General features: G+C 67.3%; 16 protein-coding genes. 11 read left to right on the forward strand and 5 right to left on the reverse strand.

The window, feature by feature from the left end; genetic code table 11:
- Nucleotides 1-26: 26 nt before the first annotated feature.
- The 5 genes from trpS to lptD form a co-directional block, all read right to left on the reverse strand.
- Nucleotides 27-1,055 (reverse strand): tryptophan--tRNA ligase, encoded by a 1,029-nt coding sequence (gene trpS, locus BLQ58_RS05460; protein ID WP_092595300.1) that lies wholly within the window; start codon nt 1,053-1,055, stop codon nt 27-29.
- A gap of 80 nt (nt 1,056-1,135) precedes the next feature.
- Nucleotides 1,136-1,978 (reverse strand): 16S rRNA (adenine(1518)-N(6)/adenine(1519)-N(6))-dimethyltransferase RsmA, encoded by an 843-nt coding sequence (gene rsmA / locus BLQ58_RS05465; protein WP_092595302.1) that lies wholly within the window; start codon nt 1,976-1,978, stop codon nt 1,136-1,138.
- A gap of 3 nt (nt 1,979-1,981) precedes the next feature.
- On the reverse strand, nt 1,982-3,046 hold the full coding sequence (gene pdxA, locus BLQ58_RS05470) for a 4-hydroxythreonine-4-phosphate dehydrogenase PdxA (protein ID WP_092595304.1): 1,065 nt from the start codon (nt 3,044-3,046) through the stop codon (nt 1,982-1,984).
- Nucleotides 3,047-3,063: 17 nt separating this feature from the next.
- The gene (locus tag BLQ58_RS05475) at nt 3,064-4,533 is read right to left on the reverse strand and encodes a peptidylprolyl isomerase (RefSeq protein WP_092595306.1); all 1,470 of its coding nucleotides are present in this window, start codon (nt 4,531-4,533) and stop codon (nt 3,064-3,066) included.
- Between the two features lie 9 nt (nt 4,534-4,542).
- Nucleotides 4,543-7,017, reverse strand: a complete 2,475-nt coding sequence (lptD, locus tag BLQ58_RS05480) for an LPS-assembly protein LptD (RefSeq protein WP_092595308.1) — start codon at nt 7,015-7,017, stop codon at nt 4,543-4,545.
- A gap of 180 nt (nt 7,018-7,197) precedes the next feature.
- Here lptD and BLQ58_RS05485 point away from each other — a divergent pair, with 180 nt between their 5' ends.
- The 11 genes from BLQ58_RS05485 (at nt 7,198) to ruvC (ending at nt 17,007) form a co-directional block, all read left to right on the forward strand.
- The gene (locus BLQ58_RS05485; RefSeq protein WP_092595310.1) at nt 7,198-8,256 is read left to right on the forward strand and encodes an aminoglycoside phosphotransferase family protein; all 1,059 of its coding nucleotides are present in this window, start codon (nt 7,198-7,200) and stop codon (nt 8,254-8,256) included.
- Between the two features lie 86 nt (nt 8,257-8,342).
- Complete coding sequence (locus tag BLQ58_RS05490) at nt 8,343-9,032, forward strand: AzlC family ABC transporter permease (protein ID WP_092595312.1); 690 nt, start codon at nt 8,343-8,345, stop codon at nt 9,030-9,032.
- The gene (locus BLQ58_RS05495) at nt 9,029-9,352 is read left to right on the forward strand and encodes an AzlD domain-containing protein (protein WP_092595314.1); all 324 of its coding nucleotides are present in this window, start codon (nt 9,029-9,031) and stop codon (nt 9,350-9,352) included. Before BLQ58_RS05490 ends, BLQ58_RS05495 begins: the two co-directional genes overlap by 4 nt.
- Entirely contained in the window at nt 9,349-10,059 is a 711-nt protein-coding gene (murU, locus tag BLQ58_RS05500; RefSeq protein WP_092595316.1) for an N-acetylmuramate alpha-1-phosphate uridylyltransferase MurU, read from the forward strand. The genes BLQ58_RS05495 and murU overlap by 4 nt, the downstream gene beginning before the upstream one ends.
- 125 nt (nt 10,060-10,184) lie before the next feature.
- Nucleotides 10,185-11,582, forward strand: a complete 1,398-nt coding sequence (locus BLQ58_RS05505; RefSeq protein ID WP_092595318.1) for an aminopeptidase P N-terminal domain-containing protein — start codon at nt 10,185-10,187, stop codon at nt 11,580-11,582.
- Nucleotides 11,579-12,043 (forward strand): hypothetical protein, encoded by a 465-nt coding sequence (locus tag BLQ58_RS05510; RefSeq protein ID WP_092595320.1) that lies wholly within the window; start codon nt 11,579-11,581, stop codon nt 12,041-12,043. Before BLQ58_RS05505 ends, BLQ58_RS05510 begins: the two co-directional genes overlap by 4 nt.
- Nucleotides 12,021-13,295 (forward strand): UbiH/UbiF/VisC/COQ6 family ubiquinone biosynthesis hydroxylase, encoded by a 1,275-nt coding sequence (locus BLQ58_RS05515; protein WP_092595322.1) that lies wholly within the window; start codon nt 12,021-12,023, stop codon nt 13,293-13,295. Before BLQ58_RS05510 ends, BLQ58_RS05515 begins: the two co-directional genes overlap by 23 nt.
- 174 nt (nt 13,296-13,469) lie before the next feature.
- Nucleotides 13,470-14,534: a tRNA dihydrouridine synthase DusB gene (dusB, locus tag BLQ58_RS05520; protein ID WP_092595324.1), complete on the forward strand. Its 1,065-nt coding sequence runs from the start codon at nt 13,470-13,472 to the stop codon at nt 14,532-14,534.
- Nucleotides 14,531-14,764: a Fis family transcriptional regulator gene (locus BLQ58_RS05525; RefSeq protein ID WP_066739474.1), complete on the forward strand. Its 234-nt coding sequence runs from the start codon at nt 14,531-14,533 to the stop codon at nt 14,762-14,764. The genes dusB and BLQ58_RS05525 overlap by 4 nt, the downstream gene beginning before the upstream one ends.
- A gap of 16 nt (nt 14,765-14,780) precedes the next feature.
- Complete coding sequence (gene purH / locus BLQ58_RS05530) at nt 14,781-16,355, forward strand: bifunctional phosphoribosylaminoimidazolecarboxamide formyltransferase/IMP cyclohydrolase (RefSeq protein WP_092595326.1); 1,575 nt, start codon at nt 14,781-14,783, stop codon at nt 16,353-16,355.
- Nucleotides 16,356-16,461: 106 nt separating this feature from the next.
- On the forward strand, nt 16,462-17,007 hold the full coding sequence (gene ruvC / locus BLQ58_RS05535; protein WP_092595328.1) for a crossover junction endodeoxyribonuclease RuvC: 546 nt from the start codon (nt 16,462-16,464) through the stop codon (nt 17,005-17,007).
- The last annotated feature ends 62 nt before the right edge of the window (nt 17,008-17,069 follow it).

The following is a 17,069-nucleotide window of genomic DNA, read 5'->3' on the forward strand; positions in this document are numbered from 1 at the left end:
ACGCATGGCGCGTGAAACGGGCCGGATTACTTCGGGAACGAGAACATGCCCACCGCGCCGCGCACTTCGTCCAGCGTCTGCTGGGTCAGTTCGCGGCCGGCTTCCGTGCCCTTCTTCAGGATATCGAACACGTAGCCCGGGTCCTGTGCCAGTTGCTCGCGGCGCTCGCGGATCGGGCGCAGCATTTCCTGCAGGATGCCTTCCACGCGGCGCTTGAGCACCATGTCGCCCAGGCCGCCGCGCTGGTAGTGTTCCTTGAGCGCCTGCACTTCCTCCACGTTCGGATCGAACGCGTCCAGGTACGTGAAGACGATGTTGCCTTCGACCTGGCCCGGGTCCGACACCTTGAGGTGGTTCGGATCGGTGTACATCTTGTGCACGGCCTCGCGGATCTGGTCCGGCGATGCGCCCAGCGGAATCGCGTTGCCCTGCGACTTGCTCATCTTGGCCTTGCCATCGACGCCCGGCAGGCGTCCATGCTTCGGAATCAGCGCGGCGGCCTCGGGCAGGATGTCGCGGCCCACCTGATGGTTGATGCGGCGCACGATTTCGTTGGTCTGCTCGATCAGCGGCGCCTGATCCTCGCCCACCGGCACCAGCACGGCCTTGAAGCCGGTAATGTCGGCGGCCTGCGAGGCCGGATAGCACAGGAAGCCGGCCGGGATGTCGCGGCCAAAGCCACGCGCCTGGATCTCTTCCTTGATCGTCGGGTTGCGCTCCAGGCGCGACACCGTGACGAAGTTCAGATACATCAGCGTCAGCTCGGCCAGCGCGGGCAGGTGCGATTGCACCGTGATCGTGGTCTTGGCGGGGTCGATGCCGACGGCCAGGTAGTCCAGCGCCACTTCCAGCACGTTGCGGCGCACCTTGTCCGGGTCATGCGCGTTGTCGGTCATCGCCTGCGTGTCGGCCAGCAGCACGTACTGCTTGTGCGTTTCCTGCAGGGCCACGCGGCTCTTGAGCGAGCCAACGTAGTGGCCCAGGTGCAGCGGGCCGGTGGGACGATCGCCAGTCAGGATGACGGGACGCGGATCGGTCTTGGTCTGTTCGGTCATGAGCGTCGCGATTGCTTCAGGATGTTCGGAGATTCAGCGGGAAATTCGAAATCGGTATCGGCTGCGGTGGCGCCGTGGAGTCAGGCCGCGCCGCGCGCAGGCGGCACGGCACTGTTGCCGACGATGCGCGCCAGTTCGACATACTCGGCCACCGGCACTTCCTCGGCGCGGCGGCCCAGGTCGAAGCCAAGCGCGTCGAAGTCCACCTGGTCGCGCAGGAACGACAGCGTATTGCGCAGCACCTTGCGGCGCTGCGAAAACGCGGCGGTCACCACGTCGCCAAGCACACCGGGGTTGCACGCCGGATAGGGCGAACGCAGCGTACCGTCTTCGGCGCGCGGCCAGGGAATCATGCGTACCACGGCCGAATCGACCTTGGGCGGCGGGTTGAACGACGCAGGCGGCACGTCGAGCACGTGTTCCATGTGGTAGCGCACCTGCAGCATGATCGACAGCCGGCCAAACGCCTTGCTGCCCGGTTCGGCCACCATGCGCTCGACCACTTCCTTCTGCAGCATGAAATGCTGGTCGCGCACGTGATCGGCGAAATCCATCAGATGGAACAGCAGCGGGCTCGAGATGTTGTACGGCAGGTTGCCCACGATGCGCAGCGCGCGGGCCGGCTCCTTGAGCTTGCCGAAGTCGAACGCCAGCGCGTCGCCGGCGTGCACGGTCAGGCGGTCGTTGTAGCGGTTGCGCAGGCGCTCCACGAGATCGCGGTCAAGCTCCACCACCTGCATGCTGGGCAGGCGCTCGAGCAGCGGGTTCGTCAGCGCGCCCAGACCGGGCCCGATTTCGACGACGACGTCGTCCGGCTGCGGATCGATCGCGTTGACGATGCCGTAGATGATGCCGTCATCGACCAGGAAGTTCTGGCCGAATCGTTTGCGGGCCACATGGCCCTGATGCACGTTTGGACGCATAAGTCAGTGCCGGCCGTTGGCGGACGCGCCGTTGCCGTGGCGTCCGCTGGCATGGCCGGCCATGGTAATGGCACACCGGATGGCCTCGATCATGCTGCCGTGCTCGGCCCGGCCGGTGCCGGCCAGGTCGAGCGCGGTGCCATGATCCACCGATGTGCGGATAAAGGGCAGGCCCAGCGTGATATTGACGCCGTGGCCGAAGGTGCCGTACTTGAGCGGCGCCAGACCCTGGTCATGGTACATCGCCAGCACGCAATCGGCATCGCGCAGGTGGCGCGGCTGGAACAGCGTGTCGGCGGGATAAGGCCCGCGTGCATCGATGTCGGCGTCGCAGGCCAGCGCCAGCGCCGGGCCGATGACGTCGATCTCCTCGCGGCCCATATGCCCCGATTCGCCGGCATGCGGGTTGAGACCCGTCACCAGGATACGGGGGCGGGCAATGCCGAAGTGGCGCCGCAGATCGTGGTCGACGATCTTCAGCGTCTGCTGCAGCATCGGAATGGTCAGCGCGTCGGGCACGGCGCGCAGCGGCAGATGGGTGGTGGCCAGCGCCACGCGCAGCATGGCGTTGTCATGCGCGGGCTGCGGCCCGGCCAGCATCATCACCACACGCGGCACGGCGGCGCGCGCGGCCAGGTATTCGGTATGGCCGGTGAATGGCACGCCGGCGTCGTTGATCGTGCTCTTCTGCACCGGCGCGGTGATCATGGCCGCAAAGCGACCGGCCTGCAGCCCGTCGATGGCGGTATCGAGCAGCGCCAGCACGTAGCGGCCATTGCGGGCATCGAGCTGGCCGGCCTCGCAGGCCACGCCAAGTGCCACATCCTCGACCACCACGTCGCCATCGGCGAGCCGGCGCTGCCACGCATGCGCCACGCCCAGTGCCTCGGCCCGCTGCGCCAGCAGGCGCGCGTCGCCGATCACATGGAAGCGGTACGCGCCATGGCCCATGCCATTGGCCGCGCCGCCAAGCTGCAGCAGGGCCCCGATCGTGATGTCGGGGCCGATGCCGGCGGGTTCTCCGGTGGTGATGGCAAGCGCCAGTGGTGCGGGTGCAGGGTCAGGCATGGCAGGAGCGACGCGCGTCAGCGTTGTCGGTTGATCCGGTATTCCACGTACGCCGCGCTGCGCAGCTGACGCACCCAGTCATCATAGGCGGCGCGCAGCTTCTGTTCCCGCACTTCCTGACGGGCGAAGTCGCGCTGCTTCTCGGCGGAAACCTCGGTCTCGCGACGGTTTTCCACCTGGATCAGGTGCACACCGAACTGCGTGACCACGGGCTCGGAGATTTCACCCGGACGCAGGCGGTTCATGGCCTGCTCGAACGCCGGCACCAGTTCGCCCGGCGACACCCAGCCCAGTTCGCCGCCCTGCTGGGCGGAACCGTCCTGCGAATAGCGGCGCGCCGCATCGGCAAAATCGGCGCCATGCGTGAGACGGTCGCGCAGCGTCGTCATCTGGCGCTTCGCTTCCGCCTCCGGCATGTTCGGGCCGGTACGGATGAGGATGTGGCGCACCTGCGTCTGCGTGATGTGATCGGCAGTGGCCTGCTGCGCCGGAGCCGCCGTGCGCTTGGCCGCCAGCTTGAGCACATGGAAGCCGTTGGCCGATTCCACCACGTCCGGCACCACCTTGCCCGGCTGCAGATCGACCACGGCATTGGCGAACAGCGCGGGGAGGCGACCGATCTCGCGGAAGCCGAGCGAGCCGCCCTGCGACGCTTCCGGCGCATCCGAATTGGCCTTGGCCAGTTCGGCAAAGTCCGCGCCGCCCTGCGCCTGCTTGAGCAGGCCTTCGGCCTTGGCCTTGAGCTGTGCCTTCTGGGCCTCGGATGCGTCATCGGGCACGCGCACCAGGATCTGCTGCACGTTGTATTCGGCCGGGCCCACGGCGGCGGGCTGACCGCTACGCGCCGCCAGGAAGTTGTCGATCTCGCCGTCGTAGACCTGCACCTTCGAGTCCACTTCGCGTTCGCGCAGGCGGATCACCTGCACCTGCTTGCGCAGTTCGTCGCGGTACTTGGTCCAGCTCATGCCGCTGGCTTCCACGCGGCTGCGCAGATCGGTCGCCGACATCTTGTTCTGCTGCGCGACCGATTCGATCGCCCGGTCCACTTCCTGGTCGGTGACCTTGATCCCGGCGTCCTGCGCGGCCTGCGTCTGCACGCGCTCCATCACCAGCCGCTCCAGCACTTCGCCGAGCAGGTCGGGGCGCTCCGGAATCGGGCGATTCGCGGCCCGGAGCTGGTTCTCGATCTCGTCGGCCCGGTCAAGCAGCTCGCGACGCGTGATCACGCTGTTGTTGACGATGGCAACCACCTCGTCCACCAGTTGCGATCGCTTCTGCGCCGGCTGCGGAATGCCCATCTGCGGCTGGCTGGGCGCCACCGTGCTCGTCTGGCCACTCTGCTGCGGCACGAAGATGCCCTGGGTGCGCGCGCCCGGGGCGCGCAGTTGCGCGGCGGCCGGCGCGGCCAGCGTGACGAGCACCGCGGAGAGCAGCACCTGCTGCCAGGGTTTCAGGCGGGACATAACCGAAAAGGCTTGACGTTTCATCTTGGTCCGTCATTCATAGTGATCGTACGGGGACGTGGGCACCGGTCGCGCGGTCACGGGCTCGTAGCCCGGCACGTTCAGGCGCAGCATGTCCAGCGGATTGGAGCCGACTTTCGACAATCCGCGGAATTCCACCTGCAGGAAGACCCGGCCGGTGTATCCGTTCGTGGTGTTGCGGAAACGCTGGTACACGAAGCGGCCGACCCAGCAGTCGGCCGTGTATTCAAAGCCGGCCAGCGCATCCACCAGCTGGTTGGCCGACTGGTCGTACGCCACGCGGCCAATGCCGTAGACGCGCTGGGTGATCGGCCACTGGCCCGAAACCTCGAACTGGTCGATCGCGGTATTGTCCGTGACCGAGGTGGGCCGGCGGTAGCGATAGCCCACATTAAGCAGCTTGCGCGACTCCGGACGCCACTGGAACGCCACGTTCGAGTAGTTGACACGGTTCTGGTCCGGATTCCACTGGATGCCCGCGTCAAGGTAGTAGCCGCGGAACAGCTGGATGGTCGTCGCGGCCAGCAGGTCCGAGTACGTCGGTTTGGTATCGTTCAGCGTGCCGCCAATCTGCACGCGCTGGCCGGTGAAGTCGATCCGTTGCGCAATCGTGCCGCGGAACCGCTCGACGCCGGTCTCGGATTCGATCAGGCGGGTGGTCAGGCCCGCGGTCAGCTTGTTGTTGTCGGCAATCCGGTCATTACCGCTGAACGGGTTCTCGGTAAAGATCTGGCCATAGCTGAAGTCCGACTGTACGGTGTCGAACAGCGGAAACTGGCTTTGGTCGCGGAACGGCGTGTAGACGTAGAACAGGCGCGGTTCCAGCGTCTGTGTGTAGTTCACGCCGAACAGCCGGCTCAGGCCTGGCGCATCGCGCTCGAACGTCATGCCCGAATCGACGCTAACGGTCGGAATCGCACGGCTCAGCGTGTTGGACGCCCCGGTCGTGTTCGTGCCCGCGTCCATGTTGTACTGCGCCGCGTTGAAGATGACCTTCGGTGTCACATACCAGCCCGGCCGGATGATCGGATAGCTGATCGAAGGGTTGAAGTAGGCGCGGCTGCCTTCCGGTTGCTGGAATCCCGTCGACGTCAGCGGGATTTTGAACCGCGTGTAGTCGGTGTCCAGCGCAATATCGAATCCGCCCAGGTCATAGCGCGTGTATTTCGCATTGATCTGCGGCTCGCGCTCGTACGAAGGCTCGCTTGGACGGAGTGTCTGGAATTTTTGCACACGGGCCAGGAACGTCCAGTTCTGCCAGCCGTAGACCACACCGCCTTCCTGCGTGTACTGGCGCAGCGTGGACTGCGATACGGTACGTGTGAGGTCATCCGGGTACTGGTCATCCGAGACCTTGCTGACGTTGGCGTACGCCGTCATGCCCGGGATGATTCGCTGGCTGTGCTGGATCGAGTATGCCCAGCGGTCGCGTCCGGCCTTCTTGTCGTCTGGCAGGAATTCCGCGCGGATGCGGCCGCTGTAGCCATCGCCAAGGTAGCGGAAATCACCGCCCAGCTGCACCCCGCGCGACGACAGGATACGCGGATACACGGTCAGGTCGCGGTTAGGCGCCAGGTTGAAATAGTACGGGACGGTGATGTCCGCGCCCGACTTCGAGCTGTAGCCGAACAGCGGCGGCAGCACCCCGCTGCGGCGATCGTTGTTCAGCGGAAACGAGAACGCCGGTGCGGCTGCCACGGGTACGCCGAAGAAGTTCAGCACCCCGCCGTACGCCACCCCCACCTCGCGATCGCTATCGAGGTCGAGCTTGCGCGCGCTGAAATACCAGTCGGCATTGTCGGGCGAACAGGTCGTATAAGTCGCCTTCTTGAGCGTGCTGCGGTCCGGATCGATGAAGTCGATCCGCTCGGCGCTGCCCGATCCCCCGGTCTGGTTGAAATAGTAGTCCGGCGACAGCATGTAGCCTTCATTGGCCTGCACGCGCAGCTTCGCCTCCGGCCCGACGGCCAGCGTGCCGCTCTTGGACAAGCGCACGTTGCCCGTCGCGTGGGCCTCGTCGGTGTCCTGGTCGTAGGTCAGCTTGTCGCCCTTGACCACGCCGCCGTCGCGGCGCAGTTCGGCGTTGCCTTCGAGCTCGACGCCCTTCTCGTTGTACCCGGTCATCCGGTCGCCCGAGACATAAGCCGGCGCATTCGGATTCGAGGGCGTCGCCGAGGGCGTCACCCCCAGCGTGCTGCTGCCCGCATTGGCGGGCTGGGGCGGGGGTTCGGTCAGCCGCGGCACCAGCTCGCCTGCCTCGGGCGGCGGCGGCTCGGGCTCGGCAGCCTGGGTGACCACCGGCTCGATCATCTCGATATTGGGAATGGTGGACGCAGCGCCGTATTGCGCATGCGCGTTGACCGAAAGGCCGGCCATGGCCAGCACGAGCGGTCGCAGGGCGCTGGCGGGCACGCGGGCGCGGCGGGGCATGCCCTGGAGCGCAGGCGGTCGGGTGGCCGGATGATGCGGTTGTCGTTGTTCGGTCATGCAAACGGTTATCGGTCGGCTCGGCGGCGGGCGCTGCGCGGGGGCGTCGCAATGCGGCTCCCGCGCCCCCCAGCCCAATGCCGGAGCGGGCTGCGGGGCGACAAAGGCCCCTCCCGAGGGCCACCCGGCGCCCGGGTCTGGTCGGGTATTATACGGGGCATCGTATTCTCCCTTTCCGGCATGGCTGCACTTATTGACGACCCGGGTCACGACCCGCGTATCGAACAACTGAAATCGTGGGTTGCCGGACTCGGCACAACCTGGTCGATCGACCCCGCCTCGTGCGCGCCGGCATCGGCCGACGCGAGCTTCCGCCGCTACTTCCGCGTGCGGACCGGCCATCCCGGGCATCCGACCGCCATCGTGATGGACGCACCCCCGACCCATGAGGACTGCCGGCCCTTCATCCACGTGGCGAGGCTGTTCGGCGATGCCGGCGTGACGGTGCCCACCGTACTGGAACAGGATCTGGCGCAGGGTTTCCTGCTGCTGGCCGACCTGGGAAGCCAGACCTACCTGTCGCGCCTGGACGCCGCTTCGGCCCGTCCGCTGTATGGTGACGCCGCCGCCGCACTGGTGCGTATCCAGCTGGCCACGCGCCCCGGCGAACTGCCGGCGTACGATCGCCCGCTGCTGCAGCGCGAACTGGACCTGTTCCCGCAGTGGTATGTGGCCAAACACCTCGGAGCCACGCTCGACGACCGCCAGCAGGCCGACCTGCGCGAGGTCTTCGACACAATCCTGGCCAACAACCTGGCCCAGCCGCAGGTCTACGTCCACCGCGACTACCACTCGCGCAACCTGATGGTGCTGCCCGAAGGCGCCACGGCGGGCGCCAATCCGGGCATCCTGGACTTCCAGGACGCCGTGATCGGCCCGATCACCTACGACGCGGTATCGCTCTGGCGCGACGCCTATATCGAATGGGAAGAAGAGCAGCAGCTCGACTGGCTGATCCGCTACTGGGAACAGGCACGCAGGGCGGGCCTGCCGGTGGCTGCCGATTTTGGCGATTTCTACCGCGATTTCGAATGGATGGGCCTGCAGCGCCACCTGAAGGTGCTGGGCATTTTCGCGCGCCTGTACCACCGCGACGGCAAGGACGGCTACCTGGCCGACATGCCGCTGGTGCTCAAGTACACGCGCAGCGTGGCGGGCCGCTATTCGGAAATGCGCAAGCTCGTGCGTCTGCTTGACGCCCTGGAAGGCACCGAGCGGCCCACCGGCCTGACGTTCTGAACGTGGCCGCGCCTGTTGAAACGCCCCCGGACTCCTCCATCACGCGCCGCGGCGAGTGGTGGGCCGGTGTCTGCGCGCTGGCGCCGATGCTGCTGGGCGTGGTGCCGTTCGGGTTGATCTACGGCGTGCTGGCCGTCAACGCCGGCATGCCGGCCGGGCTGGCCTGCGCGATGAGTGCCATTGTCTTCGGCGGCGCGTCGCAGATGATCCTGACCCAGCTGTGGTCCGCCGGCACCCCGGCCCTGATCATCGCGTTCACGGTGGCCATGGTCAACCTGCGTCATGCGCTGTATTCGGCCACCATCGCGCCGTCGCTGGCGCCGCTGCCCCGCCGCTGGAAAGCCCTGGTGGCCTACCTGCTGACCGACGAGGCATTTGCCGCGATGACGCGGCGCCTCGGCGATACCGGCCCGCGTGCCCGCTACCGCCACTGGTTCTACTTTGGCGCCGGCATCGCGCTGTGGTCGAGCTGGCAGTTGTCGACACTGGCCGGCGTGCTGGTGGGCGCCCAGGTGCCGCGCGACTGGCCGCTCGATTTCTTCCTGCCGCTGACCTTCATCGCGATCATCGTGCCGAACCTCAAGCACCGCGCACAGGTGGCGGCGGCGCTCGTGGCAACCGCGCTGGCCGTGGCCTGCTACACGATGCCGCACAAGCTCGGCATCATGGTGGCGGCGCTGGGCGGCATTGCCGCGGGTATGCTGCTGCTCGAACGCAACCGTCGCGGCGGGCAGCATGCCGCCGCAGCGCCCGACAGCAAGGAGCACGTGGCATGAGTTCGCTGACCCTGCTGTGGGTGTTCCTGGGCGCGGGCCTTGCCACTTACCTGATCCGGCTGTCGTTCATCGCCGTGGAAGGCCGCGTGCGCCTGCCGCCGTGGTTCCGCACCGCGCTGCAGTTCGTGCCGGCCGCCATGCTGTCCGCGCTGATCGCGCCCGACCTGCTGATGCACGACGGCGCGGTGTACCTGAGTCCCTACAACACCCGCCTGATGGCTGGCCTGGTGGCCATCGTCGTGGCGGCCCGCACCCGCAGCGTGGGCTGGACGATTGCCAGCGGCATGGCCACGCTGATCGGCCTGGAGACCCTGTTTTGAAAGCGATGATTTTTGCCGCCGGGCGCGGCGACCGCATGCGCCCGCTGACCGATACCACGCCCAAGCCGCTGCTGGCCGTGGGCGGCAAGCCGCTGATCGTCTGGCAGATCGAGGCGCTGGCCCGCGCCGGGTTCCGCGACATCGTCATCAACCATGCCTGGCTGGGCGACAGGCTCGAAGCGGCGCTTGGCGATGGGCGGCAGTTCGGCGTGCGTATCCACTGGTCTGCGGAAGGCACCGCGCTGGAAACCGCGGGCGGTATCGCCCACGCGCTGCCGCTGCTGACCGCCAATGGCGGCGACGGGGTCTTCCTGGCCGTGTCGGGCGACATCTTCTGCGATTTCGACTACCGGCGGCTGCTGCCGCGCACCCGTGCCATGGCGGCCGCCGCGCGCCCCCAGATGCATCTGGTGATGGTGCCCAACCCGCCCTTCCATCCGCACGGCGACTTCGTGCTGGGCGATGACGGCCACCTGCGCATGCCTGCCGACGGCGTGGCCGGACAGGCGCTGACCTTCGGCAATATCGGGCTCTACGACACGCGCCTTTTCCGCGATGTCGCGCCGGGCCAGAAGGTGGCCATGTCGCCGTATTACCGCGACGCGATCCGCCAGGGTACGGCAACCGGCGAACGCTTCGATGGCCGCTGGGAAAACGTCGGCACCCCCGAGCAGCTGGCTGCCCTGGACCGCGCGCTGCGCGCCTGAACGTCCGGATTCGCACGGCGCGCACCGTGTTGCAGCCTTTCAAGCGCCTTTCAGATCGCATGTCGCGCCCGTATCGCGCGCCGTCGGGTTTAGAATCGGCACATTCCCCTCACCGGCTTCCTTCCATGTCCGCACCCGATTCCGCTCTCCTTGGCGCGTGCCGCGACCGCCGTGCCCGTGTGCTGCAACACCTGCGCGCCCATGGCGGCGGCGTGGCCATCGTGCCGACCGCGCCGGAAGCCATGCGCAACCGCGACAGCGACTATCCATACCGGCACGACAGCTATTTCTATTACCTGACCGGCTTCACCGAGCCCGAGGCCGTGCTCGTGCTCGTGGCCGGCGCAACGGGCGAAGGCGGCGACCGGAGCATCCTGTTCTGCCGTCCGAAGCATGAAGAGCGCGAGATCTGGGACGGCTTCCGCTTTGGCCCGGAAAGTGCCCGCGCGACCTTCGGCTTCGACGAGGCCCATTCGGTCGAAGAGATCGACAAGCTGCTGCCGCCGCTGCTGGCCAACCGCGCGCAACTGGCCTATCCGCTGGGCGCCACCGCCGACATCGACGCGAACGTGCGCCGCTGGCTCGACGCCGTGCGCATGCAAGGCCGCGCCGGCGTGTCGTCGCCATCGGTGGCCGTGGATGTGCGCACGCTGCTCGACGAAATGCGTCTGTTCAAGGATGCCGGAGAAATCGCCACGATGCGCCGCGCCGCCGAGATTTCGGCCCAGGCGCATGTGCGGGCCATGCGCACGTCGCGTGCCGGGCTGCGCGAATTCCACCTGGAAGCCGAACTACTCTACGAATTCCGCCGGCATGGCGCGCAGAGCGTGGCCTACAACTCTATCGTGGCGGCCGGTCCCAATGCCTGCGTGCTGCACTATCGCGCCGGTCCGGCCGAACTGCGCGATGGCGACCTGTGCCTGATCGACGCCGGCTGCGAACTGGACGGCTACGCGTCCGACATCACGCGCACCTTTCCGGTGTCAGGCCGCTTTACGCCCGCCCAGCGCGAACTGTATGACCTGGTGCTGGCCGCGCAGGATGCCGCCATCGCCGAGACACGCGCCGGCGTGCCCTACAACGTGCCGCACGACGCGGCGGTGAAGGTGCTCGCGCAGGGCATGCTCGACACGGGCCTGCTCGACCGCAACAAGGAAGGCACGCTCGATGACGTGCTGGCCAGCGGCAGCTATCGCCGCTTCTACATGCACCGCACGGGCCACTGGCTCGGCATGGACGTGCACGACGTGGGCGAGTATCGCGTGCCCGGCCCGCTGCCGGCCGGCCAGGAGGGCGAACGCCCGTGGCGTCCGCTGGAACCGGGCATGGTGCTGACCATCGAGCCGGGCATCTACGTGCGCCCGGCCGAAGACGTGCCCGAACGCTACTGGCATATCGGCATCCGCATCGAGGATGACGCCGTGGTGACCTCGGGTGAATGTGAACTGATTACGCGCGGCGTGCCGGTAAAGGCCGACGACATCGAGGCACTGATGCGCGGCAATGGAGAATCGTCGCGATGAAGGCGTTGTTGAGCAAGCTGTTTGGCGTGGGCGTACCGAAGCACCGGAGCACCGTCCACCCCGTGGACCCAAACCAGCCATTCGTGGTGAACCTGTATGACGACCGACTGGTCGTGCACCGCCCGGATGGCCAGCGCGAAGAGCTGGCGTGGGACGGGCTGGAACGCGTGGTAGTGCGCGTGTCCGACCGCGCGCCCTGGGCAGGCACGCCCTGGCTGATCCTGGCCGGGGACGCCGACAGCCAGCAGGGCTGTGTGGTGCCGATGACCGCGGCCAACCACGACGCGCTGATCGAACGGCTGCAGCAACTGCCGGGCTTCAGCCAGCAGAAGCTCGACAACGCGATGCGCGACGCCGCTGCCGGCAAGTCGCGCACCGACGCGAACCTGTGGAAGCGCGGCGCGGCCGAGGTGGCGCCCGTGCAGGAGGAAGCCCGCCATGACACAAGCGGCCAGCCCTGACACTGCCGGTGCGGCACCGGTGACGGACCCCGAGCCGCGCGATATTGCCATCGTCGGCGGCGGGCCGGTGGGCCTGGCGCTGGCCTGCCAGCTGCTGCGTACGACGCCCTGGCGGATGACGCTGATCGACGCGGCCACGCCGGCCCGCGCGGCGCGCGATCCACGCGCCATCGCGCTGTCGCACGGCAGCCGCCAGTTGCTGGAGCAGATTGGCGCCTGGCCAGTGCCCGCGCAACCGATCGAGCACATTCACGTGTCGCAGCGCGGCCGTTTCGGCCATGTGAAGCTGCATCACGACGACTATGGCGTGCCGGCACTGGGCCACGTGGTCAAGTACGGCGACCTGTGCCTGACGCTGGAACGCGCGCTTGCCCGTGCCGCCGACGCCGCGCCGGGCCGCCTCGAACGCGTTTTCGAGACCCGCATCGAGCATATCGACCAGGACGGCGACCGGGGCGACCGCAGTGGCTCCGACCTCGTGCGGCTGCGCGGCACCACCCATGTCGACCACGATGGGCTGCCGGTGACTTATGCGGCACGTATCGCCATCCAGGCCGAAGGGGGACTGTTCCACCAGCAGGTGCAGCGCCAGTCGCGCACTACCCATGCCCCACGGCGGCGCGACTATGGCCAGACGGCCATCATTGGCCATGTCACCTGTTCGCAGGCGCAGCCGGGTTGGGCCTGGGAACGCTTTACCGACGAAGGGCCGCTGGCGCTGCTGCCGCACGAGGATCATGGCGTGCCAGGTTACGCGCTGGTCTGGTGCTGCGCGCCGGAACAGGCGCAGCGACGCCTGGCGCTGTCCGACGCCGAGTTCGCCGAGGAACTGGGGCGGGCCTTCGGCACGCGCCTTGGCCGCTTCGCGCTGGTGGGCAAGCGGCACGCCTTCCCGCTGGGACTCAATGCCGCGCCTGTGACCGTCAGCGGCCGGATGGTGGCCGTTGGCAATGCGGCGCAAACATTACATCCGGTAGCCGGCCAGGGCCTGAACCTTGGGCTGCGCGATGCCTTTGCGCTGGCCGACTCACTACGGGCCGGCTGCACGCCGCAGGCCTTGCAGACATTTGCCAGTCGCCACCGGCTGGACCGCGCCATGACGATCGGTATTACCGATCTGCTGCCTCGCGTGTTCGGTATCGGCGGCCCGCTGGCGGCTCATGCGCGCGGCGCGTCGCTGGCCGCCCTGGCCTGCGTGGCCCCGCTCAAGCATGCGCTGGCCCGGCAAATGATGTTCGGGGCACGCCGGTAGCGCCACTGGTGGGGGGCGACGCCCTCCCATTCCACGATATTTGCTCATTTATTGGGCAACCGTACCAGTTTGGCGGTAAAATCCCGGCCTCGCCCATGACCCCGACCACGCCGACAGCTGTTCCGGCAGGGGCATGTTTTTGCCAGTCCCCAGCCAGATTCCAGCGTCGTCACCGTGCAGATCGGTCCCCACCAGCTCCGCAACAACCTCTTTGTCGCCCCCATGGCCGGGGTGACGGACCGGCCGTTCCGGCAGCTGTGCAAGCAGCTGGGCGCGGGTTACGCGGTGTCCGAGATGGTGGCGTCCAACGCGCAGCTCTGGAAGAGCGAAAAGACCATGCGCCGCGCCAATCACGCGGGCGAGGTCGAGCCGATCTCGGTGCAGATTGCCGGCGCAGAGCCGTCGATGATGGCCGAGGCGGCGCGCTACAACGTCGACCGTGGCGCGCAGATCATCGATATCAACATGGGCTGCCCGGCCAAGAAGGTCTGCAATGTGGCCGCCGGCTCGGCGCTGCTGCAGAACGAACCGCTCGTGGTACGCATCGTCGAGGCCGTGGTGGGCGCCGTGGGCGACCGCGTGCCGGTCACGCTGAAGATCCGCACCGGCTGGGACCGCGAGCACAAGAATGCGCTGCGCGTGGCGCGCATGGCCGAAGACGCCGGCATCAGCATGCTGACGATCCATGGCCGCACCCGCGCCGACCTGTACCACGGCGACGCCGAGTACGAGACCATCGCCGCGGTCAAGGCGGCGCTGCGCATTCCGGTGGTGGCCAACGGCGACATCACGTCGCCGCACAAGGCGAAGCTGGTGCTGGAAGCAACCGGCGCCGACGCCATCATGATCGGTCGCGCCGCGCAGGGGCGTCCGTGGCTGTTCCGCGAGATCGAGCACTTCCTGAAGACCGGCGAACTGCTGCCGGCGCCCGAAGTGGCCGAGATCCGCGCGATCATGAACCATCACCTGGCGGATCACTACGCGTTCTACGGCGAATTCACCGGCGTGCGCACCGCACGCAAGCATATTGCCTGGTACACGCGCGGGCTGAAGGGCGCGAACCTGTTCCGCCATCGCATGAACACGCTGGAAACCACCGGCGCGCAGCTGGAAGCGGTCAATGCGTTCTTCGACGAGCAGGCGGCCATCTCGGATCGCCTGGTCTATGTCGATGACGCCGCCACGGACGAAGAAGAACACATCCACAACAAAAAGAAACGGGAACTGCTTGCCGCATGAGCCGCAACGCTATCGACCAATGTATCCGGGACAGCCTGGATACCTACTTTCGTGACCTGGACGGCGAAGAGCCGTCGAACATGTACAACATGGTGCTGGAGGCCGTGGAACGGCCGCTGCTGGAAGCCGTGATGTTGCGCGCGGAGCGCAACCAGTCGCTGGCGGCCGCGTATCTCGGCATCAACCGCAATACCCTTCGCAAGAAGCTGCAGCAACACGGATTACTTTGAAGCGTTCCCCCAAGCCATGATCAAGCAAGCCCTTCTCTCTGTTTCCGACAAGACCGGCATCGTCGATTTCGCCCGCGACCTGAACGCGCTCGGCGTCACGCTGCTGTCCACAGGCGGCACCGCCAAACTGCTGGCCGACGCCGGCCTGCCCGTCACGGAAGTTGCCGACTACACCGGCTTCCCCGAAATGCTCGACGGCCGCGTCAAGACGCTGCATCCGAAGGTGCACGGCGGCATCCTGGCGCGCCGCGACCTGCCCGAGCACATGGCCGCCCTGGCCGAGCACGACATCCCGACGATCGACCTGCTGGTGGTGAACCTGTACCCGTTCCAGCAGACCGTGGCCAAGGATGACTGCACGCTGCCGGACGCCATCGAGAACATCGACATCGGCGGCCCGACCATGCTGCGCTCGGCGGCCAAGAACCACCGCGACGTGACCGTGATCGTGGATCCGGCCGACTACGCCGTGGTGCTCGACGAAATGCGCGCCAACGCCAACAGCGTGGGCTACGATACCAACTTCCGCCTGGCCACCAAGGTATTCGCCCACACCGCCCAGTACGACGGCGCGATCACGAACTATCTGACCAGCCTTGGCGCCGACAAGTCGCACCAGGGCCGCAGCAGCTATCCGCAGACGCTGAACCTGGCCTTCGAGAAGGTGCAGGAAATGCGCTATGGCGAGAACCCGCACCAGTCGGCCGCGTTCTACCGCGACCTGAAGACCGTGGACGGCGCGCTGGCCAACTACGTGCAGCTGCAGGGCAAGGAACTGTCGTACAACAACATTGCCGATGCCGACGCCGCCTGGGAATGCGTGAAGTCGTTCGACGCCGCCAACGGCGCCGCCTGCGTGATCATCAAGCACGCCAACCCGTGCGGCGTGGCCATCGGCGCCAACGCGCTGGAAGCCTACGACAAGGCCTTCAAGACCGATTCGACCTCGGCCTTCGGCGGCATCATCGCCTTCAACGTCGAGCTGGACGAGGCCGCTGCCCAGGCCGTGGCCAAGCAGTTCGTGGAAGTGCTGATCGCCCCGTCGTTCAGCACCGCCGCGCGCAACGTGTTTGCCGCCAAGCAGAACGTGCGCCTGCTGGAAATCCCGCTGGGCAAGGGTGTAAACCAGTATGACCTGAAGCGCGTGGGCGGCGGCCTGCTGGTGCAGGGCCCGGACGCCCGCAACGTGCAGCCGGGCGAACTGCGCGTGGTGACGCGCCGTCATCCGACCCCGAAGGAAATGGACGACCTGATGTTCGCCTGGCGCGTGGCCAAGTTCGTGAAGTCGAACGCCATCGTGTTCTGCGGCAACGGCATGACGCTGGGCGTCGGCGCCGGCCAGATGAGCCGCGTGGATTCGGCCCGCATCGCCAGCATCAAGGCCCAGAACGCCGGCCTGACACTGGCCGGTTCGGCCGTTGCATCGGACGCGTTCTTCCCGTTCCGCGACGGCCTGGACGTGGTGGTCGACGCTGGCGCCACCGTGGTGATCCAGCCGGGCGGTTCGATGCGCGATGACGAAGTGATCGCCGCCGCCGACGAGCGCGGTATCGCCATGGTGCTGACCGGCACGCGCCACTTCCGCCACTAAGCTTGGACGGCCCCCTCTCCCGCTTCGCGCGGAGGGGGGCGCAAACCTGCAGCATTGCAGGCGCGGGCAGCGTACACTACGCCATCTGTCTTCCCTCCCCCGCTTCATGCGCATTCTCGGCATCGATCCCGGTCTGCGGACCACCGGCTTTGGCGTGCTCGAAAAGCACGGCAACAAGCTTGCCTATGTGGCCTCCGGCACGATCCGCAGCAATGGCGACGAAAGCCTGCCTCAGCGCCTGAAGACGCTTTATGACGGGATTGCCGAGATCGCGCGCACCTATGCGCCCGATTGCGCGGCCATCGAGAAGGTCTTCGTCAACGTCAATCCGCAATCGACACTGCTGCTGGGCCAGGCGCGCGGCGCGGCTATCTGCGGCCTGGTGGGCCAGGGCCTGCCCGTGTTCGAGTACACGGCACTGCAGCTCAAGGTGGCCGTGGTCGGTTACGGGCGCGCCAACAAGGAACAGGTGCAGGAGATGGTGATGCGCCTGCTGGCGCTGTCCGGCCGCCCCAGCAGCGATGCCGCCGACGCGCTGGGCGTGGCGATCTGCCATGCCAACGGCGGCGACACCCTCGGCACGCTGGCCACGATGGCACCGGAACTGGCGCGCAAGGGGCTGCGCGTGCGGCGCGGCCGGCTGATCGGCTGATCGGCTGATCCGGCTGACACACCTGCCAGGCCGACTGACCTTCGGATGCGACGGGCCTGAAG

It is taken from the genome of Ralstonia sp. 25mfcol4.1 (assembly GCF_900104095.1).
Taxonomy (GTDB): Bacteria; Pseudomonadota; Gammaproteobacteria; order Burkholderiales; family Burkholderiaceae; genus Cupriavidus.

What these genes read in the sequence shown, in the direction of transcription:
- trpS (WP_092595300.1), bottom strand. Translation starts at nt 1,055, where the DNA reads ATGACCGAACAGACCAAGACCGATCCGCGTCCCGTCATCCTGACTGGC.
- rsmA (WP_092595302.1), bottom strand. Translation starts at nt 1,978, where the DNA reads ATGCGTCCAAACGTGCATCAGGGCCATGTGGCCCGCAAACGATTCGGC.
- pdxA (WP_092595304.1), bottom strand. Translation starts at nt 3,046, where the DNA reads ATGCCTGACCCTGCACCCGCACCACTGGCGCTTGCCATCACCACCGGA.
- BLQ58_RS05475 (WP_092595306.1), bottom strand. Translation starts at nt 4,533, where the DNA reads ATGAAACGTCAAGCCTTTTCGGTTATGTCCCGCCTGAAACCCTGGCAG.
- lptD (WP_092595308.1), bottom strand. Translation starts at nt 7,017, where the DNA reads ATGACCGAACAACGACAACCGCATCATCCGGCCACCCGACCGCCTGCG.
- BLQ58_RS05485 (WP_092595310.1), top strand. Translation starts at nt 7,198, where the DNA reads ATGGCTGCACTTATTGACGACCCGGGTCACGACCCGCGTATCGAACAA.
- BLQ58_RS05490 (WP_092595312.1), top strand. Translation starts at nt 8,343, where the DNA reads ATGCTGCTGGGCGTGGTGCCGTTCGGGTTGATCTACGGCGTGCTGGCC.
- BLQ58_RS05495 (WP_092595314.1), top strand. Translation starts at nt 9,029, where the DNA reads ATGAGTTCGCTGACCCTGCTGTGGGTGTTCCTGGGCGCGGGCCTTGCC.
- BLQ58_RS05505 (WP_092595318.1), top strand. Translation starts at nt 10,185, where the DNA reads ATGTCCGCACCCGATTCCGCTCTCCTTGGCGCGTGCCGCGACCGCCGT.
- BLQ58_RS05510 (WP_092595320.1), top strand. Translation starts at nt 11,579, where the DNA reads ATGAAGGCGTTGTTGAGCAAGCTGTTTGGCGTGGGCGTACCGAAGCAC.
- BLQ58_RS05515 (WP_092595322.1), top strand. Translation starts at nt 12,021, where the DNA reads ATGACACAAGCGGCCAGCCCTGACACTGCCGGTGCGGCACCGGTGACG.
- BLQ58_RS05525 (WP_066739474.1), top strand. Translation starts at nt 14,531, where the DNA reads ATGAGCCGCAACGCTATCGACCAATGTATCCGGGACAGCCTGGATACC.
- purH (WP_092595326.1), top strand. Translation starts at nt 14,781, where the DNA reads ATGATCAAGCAAGCCCTTCTCTCTGTTTCCGACAAGACCGGCATCGTC.
- ruvC (WP_092595328.1), top strand. Translation starts at nt 16,462, where the DNA reads ATGCGCATTCTCGGCATCGATCCCGGTCTGCGGACCACCGGCTTTGGC.